The sequence below is a fragment of the Haloferax sp. ATB1 genome (assembly GCF_000730175.1).
This window is the reverse complement of record NZ_JPES01000026.1, coordinates 1-23,307: the sequence shown is the minus strand read 5'-3', so window position 1 is coordinate 23,307 and position 23,307 is coordinate 1. Positions and strand designations below refer to the sequence as shown.

General features: G+C 58.5%; 17 protein-coding genes and 10 pseudogenes. 21 read left to right on the top strand and 6 right to left on the bottom strand.

What is annotated here, in order from left to right:
* Nucleotides 1–127: 127 nt before the first annotated feature.
* On the top strand, nt 128–508 hold the full coding sequence (locus tag ATB1_RS04360; RefSeq protein WP_042662424.1) for a hypothetical protein: 381 nt from the start codon (nt 128–130) through the stop codon (nt 506–508).
* Nucleotides 509–576: 68 nt separating this feature from the next.
* Nucleotides 577–1,238 (top strand): annotated as a pseudogene (locus ATB1_RS04355) (DUF6735 family protein).
* Nucleotides 1,239–1,398: 160 nt separating this feature from the next.
* Here the strand turns inward: ATB1_RS04355 and ATB1_RS04350 are convergent.
* From ATB1_RS04350 to ATB1_RS24290, 4 genes and pseudogenes are all read right to left on the bottom strand, one after another.
* Nucleotides 1,399–2,199: an SDR family oxidoreductase gene (locus ATB1_RS04350; RefSeq protein WP_052367701.1), complete on the bottom strand. Its 801-nt coding sequence runs from the start codon at nt 2,197–2,199 to the stop codon at nt 1,399–1,401.
* A 170-nt stretch (nt 2,200–2,369) separates the two neighbouring features.
* Nucleotides 2,370–2,753, bottom strand: a complete 384-nt coding sequence (locus ATB1_RS04345; RefSeq protein WP_042662423.1) for a DUF2255 family protein — start codon at nt 2,751–2,753, stop codon at nt 2,370–2,372.
* Nucleotides 2,754–2,815: 62 nt separating this feature from the next.
* Complete coding sequence (locus ATB1_RS04340) at nt 2,816–3,223, bottom strand: cupin domain-containing protein (protein WP_042662422.1); 408 nt, start codon at nt 3,221–3,223, stop codon at nt 2,816–2,818.
* A 48-nt stretch (nt 3,224–3,271) separates the two neighbouring features.
* Nucleotides 3,272–3,948, bottom strand: a pseudogene (locus ATB1_RS24290) (helix-turn-helix domain-containing protein).
* 271 nt (nt 3,949–4,219) lie between these two features.
* On the opposite strand from ATB1_RS24290, the gene ATB1_RS04330 reads away from it, so the two are divergent.
* The 8 genes and pseudogenes from ATB1_RS04330 to ATB1_RS24285 all read left to right on the top strand — a co-directional run bounded on the left by ATB1_RS04330 (nt 4,220) and on the right by ATB1_RS24285 (nt 11,018).
* On the top strand, nt 4,220–4,636 hold the full coding sequence (locus tag ATB1_RS04330) for a hypothetical protein (RefSeq protein ID WP_042662421.1): 417 nt from the start codon (nt 4,220–4,222) through the stop codon (nt 4,634–4,636).
* 104 nt (nt 4,637–4,740) lie between these two features.
* On the top strand, nt 4,741–5,232 hold the full coding sequence (locus ATB1_RS04325) for a hypothetical protein (protein ID WP_042662427.1): 492 nt from the start codon (nt 4,741–4,743) through the stop codon (nt 5,230–5,232).
* Between the two features lie 3 nt (nt 5,233–5,235).
* Complete coding sequence (locus ATB1_RS04320; RefSeq protein ID WP_042662420.1) at nt 5,236–5,601, top strand: hypothetical protein; 366 nt, start codon at nt 5,236–5,238, stop codon at nt 5,599–5,601.
* A gap of 73 nt (nt 5,602–5,674) precedes the next feature.
* Nucleotides 5,675–6,070, top strand: a complete 396-nt coding sequence (locus tag ATB1_RS04315) for a hypothetical protein (protein ID WP_042662419.1) — start codon at nt 5,675–5,677, stop codon at nt 6,068–6,070.
* A gap of 67 nt (nt 6,071–6,137) precedes the next feature.
* Nucleotides 6,138–6,442 (top strand): annotated as a pseudogene (locus ATB1_RS20270) (amphi-Trp domain-containing protein).
* A gap of 255 nt (nt 6,443–6,697) precedes the next feature.
* Nucleotides 6,698–8,110 (top strand): annotated as a pseudogene (gene trkA / locus ATB1_RS04310) (Trk system potassium transporter TrkA).
* A 107-nt stretch (nt 8,111–8,217) separates the two neighbouring features.
* A pseudogene (locus ATB1_RS24475) lies at nt 8,218–8,666 on the top strand (universal stress protein).
* Nucleotides 8,663–11,018 (top strand): annotated as a pseudogene (locus ATB1_RS24285) (amino acid permease). Before ATB1_RS24475 ends, ATB1_RS24285 begins: the two co-directional pseudogenes overlap by 4 nt.
* Nucleotides 11,019–11,034: 16 nt before the next feature.
* Here the strand turns inward: ATB1_RS24285 and ATB1_RS04300 are convergent.
* Nucleotides 11,035–11,777: pseudogene (locus ATB1_RS04300) on the bottom strand (winged helix-turn-helix transcriptional regulator).
* A gap of 266 nt (nt 11,778–12,043) precedes the next feature.
* Between ATB1_RS04300 and ATB1_RS04295 the strand changes: the two are divergent.
* The 9 genes and pseudogenes from ATB1_RS04295 to ATB1_RS04260 all read left to right on the top strand — a co-directional run bounded on the left by ATB1_RS04295 (nt 12,044) and on the right by ATB1_RS04260 (nt 20,725).
* Complete coding sequence (locus ATB1_RS04295) at nt 12,044–12,346, top strand: hypothetical protein (protein ID WP_198526039.1); 303 nt, start codon at nt 12,044–12,046, stop codon at nt 12,344–12,346.
* Between the two features lie 132 nt (nt 12,347–12,478).
* Complete coding sequence (locus ATB1_RS04290) at nt 12,479–12,844, top strand: universal stress protein (RefSeq protein ID WP_343122531.1); 366 nt, start codon at nt 12,479–12,481, stop codon at nt 12,842–12,844.
* 56 nt (nt 12,845–12,900) lie between these two features.
* Nucleotides 12,901–13,638: a TrkA family potassium uptake protein gene (locus ATB1_RS04285; RefSeq protein ID WP_052367696.1), complete on the top strand. Its 738-nt coding sequence runs from the start codon at nt 12,901–12,903 to the stop codon at nt 13,636–13,638.
* A 118-nt stretch (nt 13,639–13,756) separates the two neighbouring features.
* Nucleotides 13,757–15,389 (top strand): annotated as a pseudogene (locus ATB1_RS04280) (TrkH family potassium uptake protein); the annotation flags it as partial.
* A gap of 182 nt (nt 15,390–15,571) precedes the next feature.
* Nucleotides 15,572–16,237 (top strand): TrkA family potassium uptake protein, encoded by a 666-nt coding sequence (locus ATB1_RS04275; RefSeq protein ID WP_042662418.1) that lies wholly within the window; start codon nt 15,572–15,574, stop codon nt 16,235–16,237.
* 2 nt (nt 16,238–16,239) lie between these two features.
* Nucleotides 16,240–17,379, top strand: a complete 1,140-nt coding sequence (locus tag ATB1_RS04270) for a universal stress protein (RefSeq protein WP_042662417.1) — start codon at nt 16,240–16,242, stop codon at nt 17,377–17,379.
* Between the two features lie 324 nt (nt 17,380–17,703).
* On the top strand, nt 17,704–17,865 hold the full coding sequence (locus tag ATB1_RS21930; RefSeq protein WP_157837709.1) for a hypothetical protein: 162 nt from the start codon (nt 17,704–17,706) through the stop codon (nt 17,863–17,865).
* Nucleotides 17,858–20,233 (top strand): amino acid permease, encoded by a 2,376-nt coding sequence (locus ATB1_RS04265; protein WP_198526036.1) that lies wholly within the window; start codon nt 17,858–17,860, stop codon nt 20,231–20,233. Before ATB1_RS21930 ends, ATB1_RS04265 begins: the two co-directional genes overlap by 8 nt.
* Before the next feature lie 237 nt (nt 20,234–20,470).
* The gene (locus tag ATB1_RS04260; protein WP_128081382.1) at nt 20,471–20,725 is read left to right on the top strand and encodes a hypothetical protein; all 255 of its coding nucleotides are present in this window, start codon (nt 20,471–20,473) and stop codon (nt 20,723–20,725) included.
* A gap of 305 nt (nt 20,726–21,030) precedes the next feature.
* On the opposite strand, the gene ATB1_RS04255 is transcribed toward ATB1_RS04260, so the two are convergent.
* Nucleotides 21,031–21,378 (bottom strand): hypothetical protein, encoded by a 348-nt coding sequence (locus ATB1_RS04255; RefSeq protein ID WP_198526035.1) that lies wholly within the window; start codon nt 21,376–21,378, stop codon nt 21,031–21,033.
* Between the two features lie 156 nt (nt 21,379–21,534).
* Here ATB1_RS04255 and ATB1_RS04250 point away from each other — a divergent pair.
* Together ATB1_RS04250 and ATB1_RS24280 are read left to right on the top strand one after the other, a co-directional pair.
* Nucleotides 21,535–22,254 (top strand): annotated as a pseudogene (locus tag ATB1_RS04250) (potassium channel family protein).
* 152 nt (nt 22,255–22,406) lie between these two features.
* Nucleotides 22,407–23,307: pseudogene (locus ATB1_RS24280) on the top strand (potassium transporter TrkG); the annotation flags it as partial.

Below are 23,307 nucleotides of genomic sequence, written 5' to 3'. Positions count from 1 at the left end.
AGCGACGGAGCCGGAGCGGCGCCCACGCAGACTCCTAATTGGCGTCGCCGGCCACGCTCGGGAGCCACCTCTCGCGTTGGTTTATCGCCCCCGACAGGGTGCGGGGGCGACCCCGTGATGTCCAGACATGGCGACACTGCAAGCTGCGACAACGTCGACTGGCGCGATCGTATCGGATCCACAGGCAGTCCGCGAACTCTGTGAGAACCACTGCTTCGGGACGCTCAACTGGGAGGTGACCGAAGACGGAGAGCTCACCATCTGGGGGTACGACGACTTCGAGGTGTACGAGGCCCGTGAGAACGGGCTTCCCGACTACGACGGGGGCATCGTCACCCACGAGTTCCTCCGGTCGCTCGCGGAGTATCTCGAGCCGGACGAAGAATTCGACATCCAGACGGCCGGGTTTACCAAGTGCCGGTTTCCCGTGCTGGCGAAACGGTACGTCGTCCGCGACGGTGAGGTGCTGTACGCGGACCTCAGTTCCCCCGACCTGATCGACGAGTAGCGTTGTTCATCCCCCGGGAGGGGTGCGGGGCGGTCCAGTCGTGGGTCGTCCTGCGAGGTGATTGTTCAATGGGCCACCGCGCACTTGTTGCGTACGAACGCACGGACGGACAGTACACGCTCCATTACTCTCATTGGGGCGCTGCGAATCTCAAGCTCAAGCACCGAATCTCGCCTGAGTCGCCGTTCGGTGGCGACGACACCGACTCCAAGTGGGCGAAACAGCTCCTCGCAGAGCTGGCCGATGGCCTCGAAGCAGATGCCGTCGACGGCTACCTAGCCGGCGAGGATCGACCGTCGACGGTCTCGAGCCGAAGCCCCGCGCCACCGGCCTCTCGCTCGACGAGATCGTCGCCGACCACCTCGACTACCTCCACCACGAGGCGTTCTTCGTGGTGTCGTCGACGTTCGAGGTGACCGCCTACCGGACGCTGTGGTTCGGTCTCCAGTACGACTCGGAGACAATCGAACAGGGGGAGACGGTCGGGAACGGCGCGCTTGCGACGGTGCGTTGGTACGACGGCGAGCCGGTCGGCGATGGCCACCTCCAAGGACAGTTCGCTGCCCTCAAAGACGTCGTCGGCGATATGCTCGACAAGGGCGTCTTCACGCCGTCGACGGCGAGACAGTACCTGAAACGGAAGCTGGCCGAGCGAGTCGGCGACCGGCAGGAGCTGCTCATTCCGACCGGAGAATCACCCTTCGAGAAGGCGAGCCTGAATCACTTCTAATTGGTTCTGTTGAAACCCTCAGCCGCTGATAGTATTCTGGGGGTGTGCTGAATACAGTCAGGATACTTCCCGTGGACTATTGCTACACTCAGCGGGAATCCGGAATCCCTCAGTTCGAGTGATTTCCACGGCTAGCTGTCGTGTCCCCCTCGGCTTGATGCTATCCAGGAAGAGTGTTCGACCTTGGACGAGCGTGACTACGGTTGGACTGATCCGTCGGCCGGATCAAGACTTCGTTGACGTCCACGTGCTCCGGCTGCGTCACGACGAACGTAATCGTCCGCGCGATATCGTCGGGTTGGAGCGCCTCCATCGATCCGACGTGTTCCTGTACTCCTGCCTTGATCTCCTCGTCAGGGATGTGTTCGAGGAGTTCTGTACTGACCGCCCCCGGTTCGATTGTCGCCACACGGATTCCCTCTTCGGCGACGTCCAGACGGAGCGAATCACCGAACATCTTCACACCGGCTTTCGCCGCATTGTAGTGAGAACTGTTCGCTTGCAGGAACCGTCCGACAACCGACGAGAGGTTGACCACGTGGCCGCTCCCTTGTTCCAGCATCGTGGGGATGACGGCGTGTGTGAGCGTGATGAGGCCAGTGAGGTTGACGTCGATGGTCGTCTGGAGTGTCTCCCTGTCCGCAGTCCCGATGTGTGCGAGCGGCATGAGCCCCGCATTGTTCACGAGGATGTCGATGCGACCGAATTCGTCGGTCGTCCGCTCGACTAAGTTGTCGATGTCCTCGTCATCGGTGATGTCGGTCGGCACAGCAAGCGCGTCGCCATGTTCGTCTTCGATCTGGGCCGCGAGCTCGTCGATTTCGTCCTTCCGCCGAGCAGCGAGGACGACACTCGAACCCCGCGACGCGAGGGACTTGGCCGTTGCTTCGCCGATTCCCGAGGATGCGCCGGTAACTATTGCGACCTGCCCGTCTAGCTCGGAGCCAAACTCTGCTGTCATCAAGTGAACGGAGGGGACGCGGCGGGGTAGATTCGGTGCTATCTGGAAAGGTGTTTATGTATCAGTCCGGGGGACTCGGCCCAGGGTCGCCGAGGCCACCAGGTACCCGACCTCCGAGTCTCCAACACAGAGCGCTACCGCCGCCACCGGTTCTTCGAGGGGGTCGATGATCAGTCGCCAGTTCCGCGTGGGATGACCCTGACGGTGGCAGCGCGGGCTCGTTCACTGACCATCGGTTTGAGGTATTGACTCTCCTCGTACTTCTCGCGGTAGGCCTCGTCAATGCGGTCGAGAATCGGTCCATCGACCTGCTCGAAAACGACCTCCTTCGTCATGCCGGCAGCTTCGATTCGGCCCGCGTTCTCTCGGACTGCTGCCTGGTACCAACTGGAGTCCTGGCCGTTGTAGGCACGCACGTAGAGTTCGTCGTCAACCCGGACGGACCAGATCCACGTCGGCGTGCCGTACGTCTCGCCGTCCTCCCGAACGGGAGCGATGTGGAAGTCGTCGGAGTCAGCGATTGCGTTCAGTTCGTCGTCTGTCCATGCAGACATTGGTGTTGCTCATCGGCATCGGGGGAATACTCGGATGGTGATCCGACTGTCGAGATGATGGATTAGCTCTCTGAGTCTGTGGGGTACTCTTCGTCGGTGACGTGTTCCAGCCACCTGACGGCCTCCCCATTTTTCTCCTCTTGGATTGCGATGTGGGTAATCGCGTTCTCTGGCGTCGCGCCATGCCAATGTTTTTCGCCCGGCGGGAACCAAACCACGTCACCCGCGCGAATCTCCTCGATTTCTCCGCCTTCTCGTTGCACGAGCCCACAGCCGCTCGTTACGACCAGCCGCTGGCCGAGGGGATGGGTGTGCCACGCCGTGCGAGCGCCTGGTTCGAACGTCACGCTGGCCGCCGCCGCGCGAGCCTCGTCCTGCGGATCAAATAGAGGGTCGATTCGGGCGTTCCCTGTGAAGTACTCGTCAGGGCCTTCGACTGAGGGTTGCGAACAGCCGCTGGTGATATCCATGGATTGTACCCACCCTTCAGTTGGGCGGGGTGTGACTTCGTTTCGGGGCTATCTGGAAAGGGTGTTTAATTCGCCTTGTATATCGAGCGACGAGGTGAGGAGTTGGCGCTCGCCGCGTCGGAGGAGACTCGACAGCGAGGGCTGTGAGATGTCGAGTTCTTCGGCGAGTTCTTCGGCCGTCACCTGGCGTGGACTCTCGTAGTAGCACGAGACACGGCGAGCTCTAGGGCCTCCCGTTGCCGGTCAGTGAGTCCATCTTCTCTGGAGTCGTTGGACGCGGATTGGTTCGACGTAATGGAGATGAGATCGACCGAGATTCCGTGGTTTTCGAACGTGGTGTGGAAGTCGTGGAACGTCTCGTAGTCTTTGAACTCCTTCGTTTCGCGCCAGCCCTCGGACGTGATGATCGTTGATTTCATCTTCGCGCCATCGAAGCGTTCTGGGTCGAAGGCCGGGGCGATCGACTCATCCAATTCAACGGTGAGCTTAAAGACGGTTTTGTCGCCCCGTTCTCCGAGCGGCTTTACTGAAACGACTTCGTCGAGCGCGGCGAGCTGGGCTTTGGAGAGCTCGTGTTCGGCGTCAATCTCCACGTGAAACACTCGCGCGTCAGGTTCGAGACAGAGTGCGTGAGAGCACACGAGTTCGTCTGGGGGGAGCGTCGCCGGGATGCTGACGAGCGGAAGGGCGGACGAACGGAGTCGAAATTCCGTCGTGATGGTCATGGAGTGATTCTACTCCTTTCTCACAGTTAAGCGTCCGGACGCCGTTGGTCGGCCAAACTCCAGTAACTGGGCAAACCTACCGAAGGGCTGTTTCGGCACCGACGATTTGAAACGAACAATGCCTCGCCTGCCACCTACACCCTCAACATTTAGCACGCGACACCTATCAGGTCCTGGGAGTTCAACAAAGCTCCTAATTAAATCTGCTTCGTGGCAGCTGCTGTTTTTCAGGGGCCGGAATGGGTGAGCCCCGCCGTAGGCTCGTGATTCGATGACCTCAGAGGACGACCCGTTTCACGACTGCGAATTGGATCCCGAGGCGATCCTCGGAACACACACCTTCGAAGACGTCCTGTTCACCGACGAGACGGAAACTCCAGTGAACGTGCTCACCGGCGAGACACCAGCGCATTCGCACGCATCCGTCGAGGAGGCGAAGGAGTTCGCTGCGAGTATCGACACGGAGACGCCCCAAATCGCGCTTCCAGCTTCCGTGGAGGCGCAGATCGAAACACAGAGCAAGCCCTACACGGCGGCCGCATTCTTCCACGTCAAGGCGACAGGCTCGCTCGAACGCCACCGTGCTTACCACGCCGCCTACGAGGCGGACGCGTTCGCCGTCGACTTCGAGGCCGACTACGAATCGGGCGACCTGACCATCACTGTCGAACGAGCGGACGAATCCTGAGAATACCCCATCACGAGGAGAGTTTTTCGAGCGCCGGCGATGGGTGCCGGCGCAGCGGGATCGAGCAACGAGTTCCGGAGCGTCGGCGTTCCGAGGTGTTCGAGATGCACATGGTAATTTACGCACTCGTAGAGGCATCGACGCACGACGAAGCACTATCCACCGGAAAGACGGTGTTCGACCGCCTAGTCGGCGCGGACCCACACGCTGGCGCCGTTTTCGACTACCACGTGACGTTCGACGAGGAGGATACGTCCGTTGCGGGCAAAGCGCGATGGGGTGAGCTCCCGACCGCGGCCCCTGTCGACTCCGATGAAGGCGAGGAACTGCTCGAGCGTGGCTGGGAGGCGACGAAGGAGGAGTTCGAGCGGAATCTCAACCGCGTGAAGGAGGCACTCGACGAACTCTCGGACGAGGAGATCATGCGCGACGAAGATCTCGCCCGCCACGCCTTCCACCAGGTCGGCGCGTACGACGGCCCCTCGGTCTTCCTGTACGACGAACACGGGAGCGGCATTCGCCACCGTGGACAGTTGGACCGACTCCTCGGGGAGAGTGAGGAGCTCTGGATCGTACCCGCTGACGTCCACTTCTGAATAATGCCCAGGATCACCAACTGGCGACGCAAGAGCCGCTCGCCGACACTCGCGTATCGGAACACCGAGACCGGTGCGCGAGCCTTCCTGCATCGAGCCCCGGACACCTACCGGTACAAGTGGCGCGGGGTGATTCTCGTCGACGGCTACCCGGTCTGGTCGCGGGGATACGAGACGAAGGATGCGACATCGTTCCGTGACGAGCTCCGGGAGCGGCCCGCACCGGACCTTAACTGCCCGGAGTGTCCGAACGACGACGTTCGCGTCGGCGAGAAGGCGGCAGACGGGGCGAAAGTCCAGCGGTGGTATGACTGCCCCGATTGTGGGTACGAAGCCCCCTCACGCATCGTCTACGGCGCCGAACGGTGAGCGAGTGAGCGGTGGGCGCTGTTTTTCGGCCGGGCACGAGGTGGTGGCCCGGTACGACCGGGTGAGTCAACAAATGAGTCTCGAAGTACTTGACCGTCACAGCGAGGCACTGTTCGAGTTCCTCTGGTGTCCCGTCTGCGGGCAGGAGGTCTTCACTCACATCCCGTTCGAGGGGGTGTTCTGCAAGAACTGCAACAGCCAGGTCGAACTCCAGGAACCCCGAGAGACGCGCGGCTACGAGGAGGCCGTGCTCGCCTGCTTCGATTCTACCACGACCTGGAACCTCCACGTCGACGAGAAACTGCGCCGCGACCTGCCTGATGGGTCGGCGCGCGTGAAAATCTTCGGCGCACCGGGCGCCTACAAGGTCGACTGGTGGAGTCCAGAGCCGGGTGAGGACTGGGAACCTGTGGAGCGCGGCGAGTTCGACGACGTCGACGAGCCGGAGGAAGTCTCCCATCTGGCGTAGAGCGACGTATTTCCTTTCCAGGAGTGAGAAGGCCATTTATCCGAGCAGGGGTTGTAGGTGAGAGCGTATGCCTGAAGAAGTCTTGTTCAAATCCGAGAGTACTCAGAGTCGAGACGAAATCGCGGCGTATCTCCGGAGTGTTGCGAAATCGCGGCGTATCTCCGGAGTGTTGCCGAAAAGCTCGAGCAGGGCGGGTCGGTTACCCTGAAGGCGGGTACAGAGTCCGTTACGATGGATCCACCAGCACGACCGACATTCGAAGTCAAAGCTGAGAGGGAAGGGCCGGTCGACGGCCCAGGAGAGCTGAGCATCGAGTTCGAACTCGAATGGGATGAAAACGATGAGGCGTCGGAGAGGGAACGAATGGGATGAAAACGATGAGGCGTCGGAGAGGGAACAGGGAGCCTCGAAATCGAGTAAGTGGCTGACATCAGGCACTGTGGGGCCCGCAGTCCCCGTTCAACTGTCGAATTGCTCCGAACGAGACGTTCACTCCGCACCCGCCCACGGACGTACTCTTTGCGGAAGATCCCCTATGTTGACGGAAACGAACTTCACAGCTCCGGCCCACCACCGGATTATGAACGACCCGCCGAGAACGACCACCGTGACGATTGTGAGAACAAGATGAAGGTCATCATTGTCGGTGCGGGTGAGGTCGGATCGACGATTGCCGGATCGTTATCGGGGAGTCATGATGTCATCGTGATTGATTCGGATCCCAAACGCGTCGATACGCTCACGTACAATCTCGATGTGCTTTCGGTCTTCGGAGACGGCACGGACGCCGAGATTATTCGAGAAGCCGGGGTGCAAGATGCTGATCTCTTCATTCGAGAAGCCGGGGTGCAAGATGCTGATCTCTTCATCGCGAGTACGGACAGTGATGAAACTAACCTTGTCGCGTGTGGGACCGCGAACGCGCTGGGGAGCCCGTTCACAATTGCGCGGGTCAAACATCCGCGCTTCCTCAGTACATGGCAACACCAAGAGGGTGCTTTCGGTGTCGATTATATGGTCTGTACAGACCTACTCACCGCCAGAGCCATTGTTGGTGTTATTGGGCTCCCAACAGCCCGTGCCGTCGATACGTTCGCCGACGGGGCTGTCCAGGCGGCGGAGTTCGAGATTCCTGCTGCCAGCCCACGGGGCTGTCCAGGCGGCGGAGTTCGAGATTCCTGCTGCCAGCCCAGTTTCAGATCTAACGATTGCTGAGCAGACACGTTCGAGACACTCACATTCGCCGCAATCCTCCGAGATGAAACGGTTGTTATCCCGTCCGGCGGGTCGGTGATTAACGCTGGTGACGACGTCGTCGTGATTGGCCCACCAGAGAGTATCCGTCAGTTTGCTGGTGCCATTGCACCTGAACAGGACGCCCCGTCAGAGATCGTGATTGCTGGAGGCAGCGAAATCGGGTACCGGACTGCTCTGCTCTTAGAACAGCGGGGCTTCCGGCCGCGGCTGATCGAGCGTGACTCCAAACGCGCACAGGAGTTGGCAGAGAAACTTCAACAGACGGTTGTGCTGAAGTCCGACGCTACAGATATGGACTTCCTGGAACGAGAACACGTGGGTCAAGCAGACGTCTTCATCGCCACATTGGATAACGACCAGCAGAACTTGCTGGCGACGTTACTGGCAGACCGACTCGGTGCTACCCGTACGGTCGCTGTCGTCGAGGCACTCGAGTTCCGTGACTTATTCGAAGCCGTGGGGGTTGATGTGGCAGTTAGTCCACGAGAGGCAGTCGCAGAAGAGATCACTCGATTTACACGGTCCAGACGTACTGAGAACGTCGCGATTATCGAGCAGGACCGTGCCGAAGTCTTGGAAATCGAAATCGATGCTGATTCGCCAGCTACCGACCGTCGAATCCGTGACATCGCTAAGGAGTTCTCCGGTGGGGTCGTTGTGGGAGCGATAATCCGTGATAATGGATTCGTCACTCCGAGAGGGGAGACAGTAATCCAGCGTGGAGATCACGTTGTCGTGTTCACCGAAGCTAGAACGGTCGAAGCAGTGCTGAGGATGTTCTAATAGCAGTCGAACCCATTAAGTCGGTGGTGTTCCTTCGGAGTTACTATGTACGAGTCGCTTCTGATGAACCAATCAAACGTTTTTCATTCCTGAATTCGAGACTATCTATGCCTTCAGCTATATTCAAGAGAGTTATTGTTCCGGTGGCGAACAAAGATGATGCAGAAGCGACGATTGGAGCCCTGATACCGTATGTTGAATCAACTGACGGAGTCGTTATTGCGGTCCACGTCATCGAGAAGGCGGGTGGAGCTCCGGACAAGGCGTCCGTCGAACAGCGCGAACTATATGCAGACGAGCTATTCGAAGTCGTGGCCGATGGGCTAACGGATGTCGGCGTCGAGCTACAAACAGAGTATCTCTACGGAACGGATGTTGCAGAGGCGATTATCGACGCTGCACACGATTTTGATGCAAGCGGAATCGTCTTCACGCCACGGGGAGCAGTCGATGGCTCAAGCTCCTCACCGGTGACGTTACGACGGCCCTCGTCAACAAGAGTGACCTCCCGGTTGTCGTCCTCCCGGATGTCTCTGACGGTGAGACTGATCAATGAGCGACTCAGAACAGGAACTCGCCCGAGATCTCGGCTTTCTCGAGGCGTACGGCTTTCTCGAGGCGTACACGATCGGCCTGGGAACGATGATCGGTGCGGGAATCTTTGTTCTCCCGAGCATCGCTGCCAATCAGGCAGGGCCGGCGAGTATGGTGTCGTTCTTCATGGGCGGACTCATCTCGCTGCTTGCGGCCCTCTCACTATCCGAACTGGCCACGGGGATGCCCAAGGCAGGCGGTAGTTATTACTACGTCAATCGAGCACTCGGTCCGTTCTTCGGGAGTATCGTCGGCTGGGGGATGTGGGCCGGCTTGACGTTCGCATCGGCGTTCTACATGATTGGCTTCGGGCAGTACCTCCTGCCCGGACTCGGCCAGTATATCGGGTTCCTCGCCGGTTGGGGGCAGATCGGGATTACTGTGGCGGCGCTCGTGATGGCGGCTATCCTCACAGGTGTCAACTATTACGGCGTCAAGGAAACCGGAGCGCTTCAGAACGTCATCGTCCTCACGCTCGTTGGCCTCATCGTCGCGTTCCTCGGACTCGGAATACTCAGTGGTCCGACTATCGGGGAATTCAATCCAAAGGGGTGGCCGGCAGTCGCGGCGACCGTCGGGACCGTGTACGTGACGTTCATCGGATTCGAAGTCATCGCAACGAGTGCCGAGGAGATCAAGAACCCGAGTCGAAATCTCCCGCTGGCAATGATCGCAGCCGTAGTAACACCGACGCTGATGTACGTTGGTGTGATGTTCGTCTCGACGGGGACGCTTTCAATCGAAGCGCTCACCAACTCACAGGTCCCCGTCGCGGACGTTGCAGTCGAGTTCATGGGAACGATCGGTGCACTCGTGATGATCGTCGGGGCCGTCCTCGCGACAGTATCGAGTGCAAACGCGAGTATCCTCTCCGCGGCACGGGTCAATTTCGCCATGGGCCGGGACCGCATCCTGGTCAACTGGCTCAACGAGGTCCACGACCGATTCCGTACCCCCTACCGTGCGATCACCGCGACGGGAATCATCACACTCGTCCTGATCGGTATCGGCGTCGGCATCGGCACGCTTGCCGAGGTGGCGAGTTTCATGTATCTCGTTACGTACGCGCTCGTCCACGTCGCCGTCGTCGTCCTGCGCCGGGCGAACCCGGACGCGTACGACCCCGCATTCCGGATTCCGAGTGTGTTGTATCCGGTTGTCCCGATCGTCGGGATGCTCGCGTGCCTGGCAGTTCTCTTCCAGATGGCGGTCGAGTTCACGCCGCTTGAATTCTCGATCGCGGGCGTCAGCGGCAGCTTCCGTTCACGCCGACAGCGTCGGGACCATCGGAACGGTACTCATTCTGTTCGGTATCGTCTGGTACTACGCTTACGCGCGTGACCGTGCGCTGGCCGAGAGTCTGGTTGGTGAAGCGATTGCTCCGGAACCGACCACGATGGCAGACGACGAGGGGAGGTACCGTGTGGTCGTCCCGGTTGCGAACCCTGAGACGGAACGGGATCTCCTCCGAATGGCCGCCGCAAGCGCGCATGCCCATGACGATGAGAATGCGACCGTCGTGGCAGTGAACGTCATCGAAGTCCCGCAGCAGACCTCACTGTCTCAGGACCTCGCCTTCGAAGAGGAACGCGTCGAGCGGCAACGGGAGTTGCTCGATGCCGCCCGGGACATCGCTACCGACCTGGATATTGGACTCGAGACACGGGCGATTGTCGGTCGGGATGCTGGTTCGGTCGTTCTTGACGTGATCGAGGAAGAAAACGCCGACCACGTTCTTCTCGGCTGGCAGGGAACACGGAGTCGGCGCGACCACATCCTCGGATCGACGATCGATCCAATTATCGGACGCGCACCGTGCGATGCGACCCTCGTGAAGCTCGGATCCGACGGTCGCCGCGGCGAGGGGGATATCATGGTCCTCGCTGGTGGGGGGCCACACGCACCGGTTGCTGCTCGTCGAGCTGCTGAGTTCGTCGCAACGGCTGAAGAAGCATCCTCACTCACGCTGCTCAACGTTCAGAGCCCAGTCGATGACGAAGACGATCTGTCACCCGAAGAGCGGGGTGAACAAGTGATCGAAGAGCTTGTCGAGCGGGCCGGAATTCAGTATATGACGTACGAGTCACGCGTGGAGGTCACCGACGACGTCGAACAGGTCGTCCTCGATTCGGCCTCAGACTACGATACGATCTGCGTCGGGGCGACACGGTCGGGGGCTGTGTCTCAAGCCCTGTTCGGGTCGCTCCCCGAGACAGTCGGGGAAAAGACGGAACGAACTGTGGTTATGGCACGTGGACCGGAGGAGTCTGCGATGTCGGTTCGGGAGGCCATTGCACGTCGGCTTGTAGGGTAGTCGGGACGGGTTCGTTCTACTCTCGGGTGAACACCCCGAGGGTGTCATCCGTAATCCCCGAACGTGAGTGGATCGTGACGAAGTCGTCCGCCTGGATCGTGGTCCCCCCGCTCGGTGTGATCGTCTGATCCCCACGGTCGATCCGAACGACCAGTATGCCGGGCGAAAGCAGATCTTCCTCGTTCGCTTCCTTGAGCGTTTTCCCAGCTATCGGTGCGTTTTCGTTTACGATGATCTGGACCACATCTGCAGCACCAGCAAGCCCTGCTACACCCGTGACCGGCGAACTCGGCTCGTTGCCCTTCGGGCCGAACTGAGCGTACGGCTGGAAGTATTCCCTGTGGAGTAGCCCTCATCGTCGATTTCGATACCGAGATCGGTGATATCCTGTGCGATTCGCATGAGGTCGTCAGTATCAGTACCGACGGCTTTCACCCGAAGGTCGCCTCGACCGGTCATGATCTCTCGCACGTTGACGACGCCCGGAACCTTGAGGACACGCTGGGCGAGCTCCTGACGTTTGGTCGCCGATGTGGTACAGATGAAGAGGTTTGTCAGCCGTCCATTCGCCCGTTCGTAGTTCACGTGCGCGTGGTACCCGGTGACCACGCCGCATTCCTCCAAATTACGAATCCGGTTTCGAATGGTAGGCGGAGAGAGGTCTACCTTGTCTGCAATATCCGGTGCTGACGTGTGACGGGCGTCTGCAGTGAGGTAATAGAGGATTCGCTCGTCGATTTCATCGATTCCCTTGCTCATATTTATACCCAAAGAGTCGTTCTCCTATCTGCTTTTACCTTTCTTTTTGAAAGCGATAGTTCCGTCTCGGTGATCTGCAGGTACTGTCAGCAGATGCTGCGGGAAGAGAGGTCTTGAGACCGAGAGCGTGCTGCGGGAAGAGAGGTCTTGAGACCGAGAGCGCAGGAATCTCTACCAAAAACGATTAGAAGGTACTGTAGAGAATGGGAAACGATTAGAATACATTAGCGGAAGTTATTTACTATGCCGAAGATTCAGGGCTGATGATGAACGAACAGAAGAGAAATAACGAACCGCCCGATATGCTCGCCGATATCCTCGATGACTTGGACGCACCCGCTCTTCGCGCGGTCCGGACGTACGTTGAGCGGCGACTGGACGACGTACGCCCCTCGCTTCGAGAACTCATTCGTTCAGAGGTAGATGGTGAGATCGTCGATATCGAAGACCACGGAGCATACACACTGGTTCGGAAGTACCCACCGGAGCATACACACTGGTTCGGAAGTACCCACCAGGTCAAAATAACGCCGAGGAAGCTTCGCAACCACTCTCACTCTATCGTGTAAAACGTGAGAAGCAACTCGACGGCGAAGAGACGCTCCACTGGTTCTACCTCGGAGACGTTACGGAATCACCAGCCAGGGAGCGACAGCATCCAGAGACGAACGTACCCGTGGACGACGAGGAGGTGTGAGTCGATGAGCGACACCCTCATGAACCACCTCGTCGTCCCAGTCGCCAACGACGAAGACGCACGAGCGACCGCTCTCGCGCTCAAACGGTATCCTTTCGATCGGATTACAGTCGTCCATGTCGTCGAGAAGGCTGGTGGAGCGCCCGACAAGCTCTCACTCGAACAGGCAGAGGCGTTAGCTGAGGACTCCTTCGCAGCGTTCAGAGAGATTCTCCCCGACGTCGAAACGGAGACGAGATACGCCACGGATGTCGTCGAGTCGATCAGCACTGCTGCCGTCGAACTTGACGCCAGCGCTATCGCATTTCGACCACGGGTGGCAGTCGCCTCGTACAGTTACTCACAGGGGACAAAGCGCTGCGGCTCGTGACCGAGACGGAGTTGCCGATAATCGCCGTTCACGATGTAGACGAGGAGGACCGCTGAATGTACATAATCATCGTCGGAGCGGGCGATATTGGGACGCCGCTCATCGACATTGCGACCCGCTCGGGCAACGAAGTCGTCGTGATCGAACGGGACGAGCAGCGGGCCAATACGATTGCCGACGAGCACGATTGTCTCGTTCTCAACACCGACGCGACGACCAAAGTGTCGCTCCTCGACGCGGGAGCCGACCGGGCTGACGCGCTGATTTCCACCACTAATCAGGACGCCACGAATATCATGGTCTGCCTGCTCGCTAGCGATCTGGATATTCCTGGTGTGGTCTCTGTCGTCCACAATCCCGAACACATGGGAATCTTCGAACGAATCGGTGTCAATACAATGGAAAACCCCCAGCGGCTCATCGCCGAGTATCTCTATCGGGCAGTGAAACGCCCGACAATCGTGGACTACATGCGCGTCGGGGAGCACGCTGAGGTGTTCGAAATCGATGTCGCTCCTGAAGCCCCGATTGCCGACCGGACCCTACAGGAGGCAGGTGACGAGGATCTACTCGGTGACGACGTGCTTATCGTCGCAATTGAACGCGACGGTGAGGGTGGGCCAATAACGCCCAGAGGTGACACACAGATTCGTTCGGGTGACCGGTTAACCGTCTACTCTGGAACCGGGGCCACACCCGAGGTAACCGACGTCTTTGGACACTACGAGGATCACGCTATGTCTACCGCCAGCCCAGGAACTGAGAATCTCTCTGGCCCATTCAACGATGTCTAATCACGGAACCACGGCGTCGTCAGCTGGTGGCCGGTACGACTTCGTCACGGCGACGAAAACAGTCTTGAGAGATATTGGTGCACTCCAGGTCCTCATCGGCGGTTCGATGCTCGTCCCGATGCTGGTCTCCATTCTCTACCAGGAGTGGTACAGCGCACTCGCGTTCTTGATCGCAGCAGGCGTCACTGCGCTTCTCGGCGGCGTCGCATACAGAGTGAACGAAGACGCCGCCGAGCCACAACGCCATCACGCGATGATCGTCGCGGCACTCGGCTGGGCCGTGACTGCCTTCTTCGGCGCGATGCCGTTCGTCCTTGCCGCCTACATCACGCCGTCTGCAGTTCTCGACGCCTTCGTTCCTGCGGGGGGGACCTACCAGTCGAGCCTCCTGTACTTCCAGAACCCGCTCCACGCATTCTTCGAGAGTATGAGCGGCTACACTACGACGGGCCTGACGATGAGTATTCGGGAACCGTCAGTCGGACACGGTTTCCTCTGGTACCGGTCACAGATGCAGTGGATCGGTGGGGCGGGAATGATCGTCCTCTCGCTAGCGATTCTTCGACAACCCCACGGGAATGATCGTCCTCTCGCTAGCGATTCTTCGACAACCCCACGGGACGGCGGGGATATCGCTCTATCAGTCGGAGGCACGGAGTGAAAAGCTTCGACCCAGCATCGTCGGGACGGCGCGAGCGATCTGGAAAATCTACGTCGGGGTAACCGCCGCTGTGGCGGTGTATCTCGTAGTGGCGACGTTCATCGTTCAGCCTGGGTACGGCATTGAGAACACGATCTTCGACGCGATCAATCACGCGATGACCGGGCAGTCTACTGGCGGGATCAATCACGCGATGACCGGGCAGTCTACTGGCGGGTTCAGTACGCTTGACGACTCCATCGCGGGGTACGATTCCTACGCGATGGAACTCGTCCATATCCCCGCAATGATCACGGGAGCCATCTCCATCCCCGTCTACTGGGGTGTCCTCTCCGAACGCAACATCCGGGACTTCACCCGAGATCCGCAGGTTCGGATGCTGTTTGGTCTGTTCGTCGTCGGCGTCGTCGGGCTGACCGCCTTCCTCGCCCGGTGGTCGGTGTCCCGTACAACGGTTCGTCGTCGGCGTCGTCGGGCTGACCGCCTTCCTCGCCCGGTGGTCGGTGTCCCGTACAACGGTGACCCGATAGCGTACGTCGGGCAGGTCGTGACGAGTCAGGCGTTCCGCGATGGCCTCTTCCAGTATATCAGCGCCCAGACGACCACCGGCTGGCAGACGTCTGCTATCGGCGATTGGAACAACGGGGCAGTGATGTTCATCGTGCTCGGGGCGATGCTACTCGGTGGGTCTGCTGGTGCGACCGTCGGCGGAATCAAGATCCTCCGTGGCTACATCATCGCTCGCGGCATCAGCTGGGAAGTCACTCGCGTGTTCCTCCCGCAACACGCCATCGAGGACCTCAGAATCGGCCAGCGGACTTTCAAAGCCGACGAGGCGAACGACGAGATTCGCGCCGCGGCCACCTTCGCGTTCGTGTATCTCCTCCTGTTGGGTGTCTCGCTGTTCGTGCTCCTAGCAGTCTTGCCGCCGGAGTTCACACTCGCTGACGCGATCTTCGAGGTGGCGACAGCACAGGGGACTGTCGGCCTCTCTGCCGGTATTACCGGACCGGAAATGCCTGTCATAGCGGAGGTGCTGTTCATCTTCCAGATGTGGATGGGACGACTGGAAATCATTCCCGTCCTCGTGGATGGGACGACTGGAAATCATTCCCGTCCTCGTCTTGGTAAACAGCATCTTCAGACGGTGACCCATATGCACGATTTTACCGCTTCCAGCACACCCGTGCTCGACGTTCCCGGACCGCCGCTCCGTTCACGTCCCCCCGCTAGCACCGTCCACGAATCAGCAAACGTTCAAAACCAACACCAATGTACATCATCATCGTCGGCGCAGGCCGCACCGGAAGCAAAGTCATCGAACTCGCAACGCAGGACGACAACGAAGTGGTCGTTATCGAACGCGACCAGGAACTCGCTGAGGAAGTGAGTGCAACCTACGACTGCATGGTCATCAACGCGGATGCAGCATCCAAAGAGATCATGCTCGAAGCGGGCGTGCAGGAAGCCGACGCACTCATCTCCACAACGGAGAACGACTCGGTGAACCTCATGATCTCGATGCTCGGCAAACAGTACGGCGTCGAGACGCTCGTGAGCTCCATCAATGACCCCCAACACATGGAACTGTTTGGGGACCTCGGCGTGAACATCGTCGAGAGCCCGCACGAACTCAACGGGCAGTACCTGTACCGAGCCGTTCAACGCCCCGCTATCCGGGACTTCATGCAGGTCGGCGGCGGGGGTGAGATCTTCGAGGTGACGGTAGAGGAGGGGGCACCACTCGCTGGGCTCAGTCTCATCGACGCCGACTCGGAGGGCCTCCTCCCTCAAGAGACGGTCATCGTTGCAATCGTGCGTGATGGCGAACTGCACATCCCACGGGGGGAGTCGGATATTCAGGTAGGGGATACCGTGACCATCTTCGCCAAGGATGGAGCCAGCGACCGTATCACCAGCGCGTTCACGAGGACCTAACTATGCCAAAGAGAAAGCCAAAGGAGACCGTTCCAATATCGGTCCCGAAGCAGTCATCGAAATCCGAGGCAGACACGTACGGATACGATGGAGAAGCCATCCATCACCCGGATTACTCCGTCGTAGTGCCCGTCGTCAGTGATCTGTTCGACAGTAGTACCGGAATCAACGCTCGTCGATTCCTTCAAACGGCGATAGCGTTGGCTGATGATAATGACGGTCGAGTAGTCCTGCTGGGAATCGCAACGGTAAATGATGAGACCGAGATCGAGCAGGTACGAGAGTCCGCCCAGGCTGCTGACGGAGCAGACGAAAAGGAGCGATCAGTACCCGATGTCGTCACGGAACGACAGACTCAGCTGGCGCAGATCGTATCCGTTGCAGAGGATATCAATCAAGACGTATCGGTACGCGCAGTAGTTCGAGTCGTGACGGACACGACGCAGGGAATTCTTGACGCCCTCGGCAGTGAGAGCGAGACAGCTGTCCTTCTCCTCCGGGGAACCGGATTTGACGAGGGGTGGTTGCTCGGAAAAAGTACGATTGATACAGTCGTCGATGAGGCCGAGTGTGACGTGTTCGTGGAGAACGTCGGCGTTCGGGAGGGGACGCGTGCGCTTTACGTTCCGAATGTCGACGGACATTCCGTCGCCTCGCTGGCGGAATCGGAAGCAGAAACGATCGAGTCGGTCCTCCTGCCGGTAGGGACAGGTCCACATGCTGCGCTCGCTTCTGAGGCAGCTCGGGCCGTCGCTCGCGCATTCGACGCATCGGTTACGATACTGCACGTTATCTCGCCCGATGCGTCCGGGAAAGAGCGGAGTGATGCAAAAAATCTTCTGACGTTTGCGGAGTATGTCCTCGGGCCCGAAGTGGACTCGGAGACAGAACTCAGTGAAGCACCGAACCCGACCGAGGTCATCATCGAAGCAGCCAAGAAGCACGACTTCACGTCGATTGGGTCGCCAGAACAGAAGTTCAAGCTGCGCGATCTTGTGTTCAAACCAATACAGGAAACCCTTGTCGGGAGACAGGACGTTACTGTCTTGATGGGACGCGACGCCGACCGGACGATGCGATCCCTCTACTACCGATATACGCAGGCAATGGATGCCAGTGATGCGGACGAACAGCCCGAATGATGTATCGTACTATCGTAGCGTTTGGAACTGTTTTAACAGCAAATCGAACGGAGTCGTGCGATTCGCTGTTCAATGACTTATGAAGGCTGCTACACACGGCGGACGGTTCAGTGACCCGCGGAAGGGGCGACTGTAACATTCTTCCGGTCGGAGACGGTGGCCACCGTGGATTCGACAGCTTTCGAGTACGCGCGGCAGGTTCGACGACGGGTCCGTTCGAACATGAAGGCCGCCGACTCATTTTCCCTACGCAAAAACAGAATTTAAACCCTGTTGGGTTTCAGCACAGCAGTTTTTATAAATATGCGATTAGAACCAAATCATATGGTATCCACGCTGACTATTGGAGCTATTCTCACGCTACTTGCGTGGGTTGGCCTCCAAGCTGCCGTTGTACATGGCAAGTACGTCGTGGATAAAATAGCCGCTGGCGAGTACCGGAAGGGCCCGTTCAGCGAGACTACGGACGGTGGTCCCCGTGAGTGACGAGGGGCTTCCGGGTCACAGCCACGACGACGAACTCGCCCGCGACCTCTCCGTGTTTGATATCACGATGATCGGCATCGGGGCGATGATCGGTGCCGGTATCTTCGTCCTGACAGGGCTGGCTGCCGGACAAGCTGGTCCCGGCCTCGTGATGGCGTTCGCGTTCAACGGTTTCATCACCATCTTTACCGGAATGGTGTATGCCGAACTGGGGTCGGCGATCCCCGAAGCTGGCGGTGGCTATCTCTGGGTTCGTGAGGCGCTGGGCCGATCACAGGCGTTCCTCGCCGGCTGGATGTCCTGGTTCGCCCACGCCGTTGCCGGATCGCTGTATACGCTTGGTTTCGGGGCGTTCGTCCACTTGCTGTTGACTGACTACTTCGGTATCGCTCTCTTCGAGCCAGTCGACCTGTTCGTACTCACAATCGGCCCAGAGAAGATATTTGCCGTGTTCGCGGGGGTACTCTTCGCGTATATCAACTTCCGGGGCGCGAAGGAGACTGGACTCGCTGGCAACATCGTGACCATGGTCAAGGTCACGGTCATCATCATCCTCATCGCGTTCGGGCTGGGCTACATCTTCGGGAATCCCGCCGAAGCTACCGGTCGATTCCAGCCGTTCCTCCCACGGGACTTTGGCGGGGTGTTCATCGCGATGGGATTGACCTTCATCGCCTTCGAAGGGTACGAGATCATCGTCCAGTCCGGTGAAGAGGTTGTCAACCCGAAAAAGTCGGTGCCCAAGGCGGTCTTCTACTCGATGTCCGTCGTCGTCACGATCTATATGCTCGTGGCGATCGTCCTCATCGGTGCGGTTTCTGTCACGCCCGAACTCTTCCAGTTGGCCCAGGAAGGTGCTGCATCGGGCGCTCACGGAGCCACGAACCTGCCCCCGATTCCGGACAATATCGAGGACGCCGCCGTCTGGGAGATTCTCGGTCACCTCGGGGAACTCGGTCTCGCTCGCGCGGCAGGCCAGATCATGCCGTACGGGACGGTTGTCATTCTCGTGGCGGGTATCTTCTCGACGCTCTCCGCACTCAACGCGACGACCTACTCGTCGACGCGAGTCTCCTTCGCGATGGGGCGTGACCACGTTCTCCCGGACGCATTCAGCGCAGTCCACGACGAGAAGCGAACACCGCACATCGCCACTGCGCTCTCCGGGGCGCTCATCATCTTCATGGCGGTCGCCCTTCCAATCGAGGCTGTCGCGGCCGCGACCGACGTGATGTTCCTCCTGCTATTCCTCCAGGTGAACTACGCCGCTATCGTGATCCGCCGAAAGTGGGGTGACCAGATCGATTACGGATACGTGATGCCGTACTTCCCTTACGTCCCCATCATCGGGATCATCACGAAGCTGTTCCTCGCAGTCTACCTGTTCAACTACAGCCCACTGGCTTGGTACGGGGCGATTGCGTGGATCCTCGTTGGTGTTGGAATCTTCTTCCTCTACTCGCGGAGCCGTGTCCGCGAAACCGAGGCGAAAGAGGAGACCCGTCTCATCACGGAAGAACGGGCACCCGAAGAACGAGGATACCAAGTGCTGGTTCCAATCGCCAATCCCGATAATGCCGAACAGCTGATTCGGGCTGGGAGCGCCATCGCCCGGCAGAAGGACGGCGAAGTCCTGATCACGAGTGTCGCGACGGTTCCTGATCAGACGCCACTGTCAGAGGGCCGTCGCTACGCGGACCAACAGCGGGAACTGCTCGACGAAGTGATTCAGTACGCGCCTGACGACATCCCGGTTCACCAGACCGTGACGATCGGCCACGATATCGCGAAGAGCATCAACAATGTCGCCTATCAACGCGACAGTGACCTCGTGTTGCTCGGCTGGCGTGGGCAGCGCAAGCGTGTCTCCGATTACGCACTCGGGTCGAATATCGATACCGTCGTCGAGAACGCCGAGTGTGACGTCGCTGTCCTGAAGACGGACGGAACGACAGACTCAGGCCGGGTCCTCGTTCCAACTGCGGGCGGACCGAATTCGGAGCTCGCTGAGATGGTCGCGACGGCATACGCAGAATCGGGTGCCGAGGTCACATTGTTCCACGTGGCGACTGACGGCGATATCGAGGGTGCACAGTCGTTCCTCGAACGCAGACAGAAGGCGCTCGCCGAGTCTGATATCGACGTAGACATCGCTGTCGAAGCAGGAGAGGATATCACGGAGGAAGTACTCGCCTACGCACGCGACGGAGACTTCGATTCGATCATTATCGGTGCGGCGGGCGAGGGCATCCTCCGCCGTGTGTTGTTCGGCGAAATCCCCGAACGGGTTGGTGCCGAGTTCGAGGGTGAAGTCCTCAGGGTGAAGTCCTCATGGTACGCAAGTACCGGCCAGTCCAGTCAGCCGTGAAGCGGCTACTCGGCAAGTGGGTGGGCAAAGGCTCAAGAGCAACTAACCTCGGTGAGTAAATGAGAGCATGAGCGACCCACTGATTCGGACGAGTTTGAGTCGCCGAAACAAACTCTGAGTGGGCAAATCGCTGGGACGGTAGAGCGATCCTGTATCGTCGGGGCGCGTGTTTCGATACCGCTGTTCGTCCCCGTCGGAGTGCTCTTCGTTGCATACCTCGTTGGCGGATACGTACTGATGGCACTAGGTGTCTGGACACCGTCGTACGAGTTCCTTTCCCTGAACGATGATATCTACTTCGCGTGGCTTGCATTCCTCTTAGGGTTGGTCATTTGTCTCGGGACAGGCTCCCTCATCGGCCTCGCCTTCCTGACGGGAGGAGAAGGTCGAATTCACAACGAGGTCTCGATTTTGTCGTCGTTCATCGGCTTTGGCTTCGGAGCAGGCGTGATGCGAATGACCTATGCAACAGTCCTGACCACGCTGCTCTAACTCCCTGCCCGGCAGTTTATTAGGTCGTCTCGATTTTTCAGCGTAGTTTCGATGGTACAGCCCCATTCGTGATCGGTTAATACTCTCAGGACACTTTTGATCCCCAAACCACCGATTTTCCGTCGATACAGGCGGTCGATAGCCTGTTTTTGATCGTACATCCAAACTCAGCTGGTTTCAGACGCTTCACGAGGTTTTTGTATGGTATTCTTCTCTGGCCTGTGAACGCCATAAGGAATCCCTCTGAAGCATGCCATCTGTGAAGAAGAGTACTCATGGATGTAACCGAGTACGAATATGATTCTTCACTCGTGGAGCTTGCCGAGATACGTCCAGTGGAGATGGGTTCCTCTCCGGGCGGCGCTCTTCACGAACGTGATACAGATAGGGGCCGTGTGGGCATTCACTACACCCGTCTGCACAGCGTTGTGACTTGACGACTTCCGTGTACCCGTTTCGTTCTTCAACTCGCAAGAGCTCTTCGCCCTCTTTAGCCTCGATCTGATCGGTGACATGAGGGTGAACGAATCGTTTGCGAGCTTGTGCGTAGTCGATGATCGCTCGTAATTCTGCCTCATCCAGCTCGTCGACAACATTGACAGCCTCCTGAGGGAGATCCGCGGGGGGGACTGGGGCCCGTTGTCGGAACTCATACTGCATCCTCACCCGCGAACAAACTTAACTCATTGCGCCTGCCTTCCGGTCGAACAAACTTAACTCATTGCGCCTGCCTTCCGGTCGAACGGCAGTCACTGGCTCGGACGCAAAACACAATATGTTTTCAGTAGCCGGAGAAATGGCTTTCCAAGATGTATATAATTATTGTCGGCGCGGGCGATATCGGGACACCCCTGATCGATATCGCAACTCGATCGGGAAACGAGGTTGTCGTTATTGAGCGTGACCAAGCGAAAGCGGACACGGTTGCGAGTGGCTACGACTGTCTCGTACTGAATGCCGACGCGACTGTAAAAGACACACTCACCGATGCTGGTGCTGACGATGCAGACGCGATTATTTCGACGACGGATCAAGACGCGACCAACGTGATGGTCTGTCTTCTTGCCAAGGAGTTCGAGATTCCGTCGATTCTCTCAGTAGTTCACAACGCAGAACACATGAATCTCTTCCGTCAGATCGGTGTGAACACGATGGAGAACCCCCAACAGCTCATCGCCGAGTATCTGTATCGGGCCGTGGCTCGCCCGGCTATCGTTGATTATATGCGAATTGGTGAAGAAGCTGAAGTCTTCGAAATCACCGTTACTGAAGAGGCTCCTGTCGCTGGAAAAACGTTACTGAAGAGGCTCCTGTCGCTGGAAAAACGTTACAGGAGGCTGCACAGACTGACCTACTTTCGGACGAGATTCTTGTCGTTGCAATTGAGCGAGAGGGGGAAGACCACCCGATCGACCCTCGTGGGAATACACAAATCGAAAGCGGGAGATTTGCTGACAGTTTACTCTGCGATGGGTGCGGATCCTGAAGTAACGGACATATTCGGCCATTATGAAGATCGTGCTCAATAACGGACATATTCGGCCATTATGAAGATCGTGCTCAATGATAGGTGTTGAACAATACAGGACTACTCCCATCTCATTATGCTATGTCAATATTAAGAAAATACGTCACACTGGTTCGTCGGCTATATGAAGGTACCAACAAGAGGCTCTAATATATGAACGGTACAGTTGCGACCATTGGCCGCGATTTAGGCCGGATTCTACAGGCCCTCGCCGGGCTGATGCTCGCGTCAATTCTGGTGCCGCTTATCTGGGGCGAATACTACACCATTCCCGCCCTCGTAGTTTCGGCACTAATTCCACTCTCTGCTGGGTGGCTCCTCACTCGGACGTTTAGGGGAGCAGATGATCCAGGGAAGCTCCACGGGATGATGGTCGCGGCTTCCGGGTGGTTCTTTGTGGGCCTGTTTGGATCTCTTCCGTTTCTCCTCATCGCGTGGACCATCGCACTTGATCCGGCTGGGCTGGGAGCGTGGACCATCGCACTTGATCCGGCTGGGCTGGGAGCACCAGATCTGACGGGGCGGGCGGCATCCACGGTTGGAGCCTTCCGAAACCCGATTAATGGTGTGTTCGAATCGATGAGTGGATTCACAGGAACTGGGCTGACAATGACGGACGATGAGGCGTCGCTCCCCCGCACGCTCCACGATGAGGCGTCGCTCCCCCGCACGCTCCAGTGGTGGCGGAGTTTCATCGAGTGGATCGGGAGGGGTCGGTGTGATCGTCCTCACGACGGCCATTCTCGCCCGCCCGGGGAGCGGCTCGCTCACGCTATACGAAAGCGAGGCCCGTTCCGAGAAGATTCATCCGAGCATCGTCTCGACGGTTCGAACGATCTGGTGGATCTTTATCCTCTTCACGTTCTCTCAATCTTGCTGCTCTGGCTCGTGGGGGATGCCCCCTCTGGGGACGATTAATCACGGATCTTTATCCTCTTCACGTTCTCTCAATCTTGCTGCTCTGGCTCGTGGGGGATGCCCCCTCTGGGGACGATTAATCACGGAATGACCGGCCTCGCAACCGGTGGGTTCTCGATTACAGATAACTCCATTG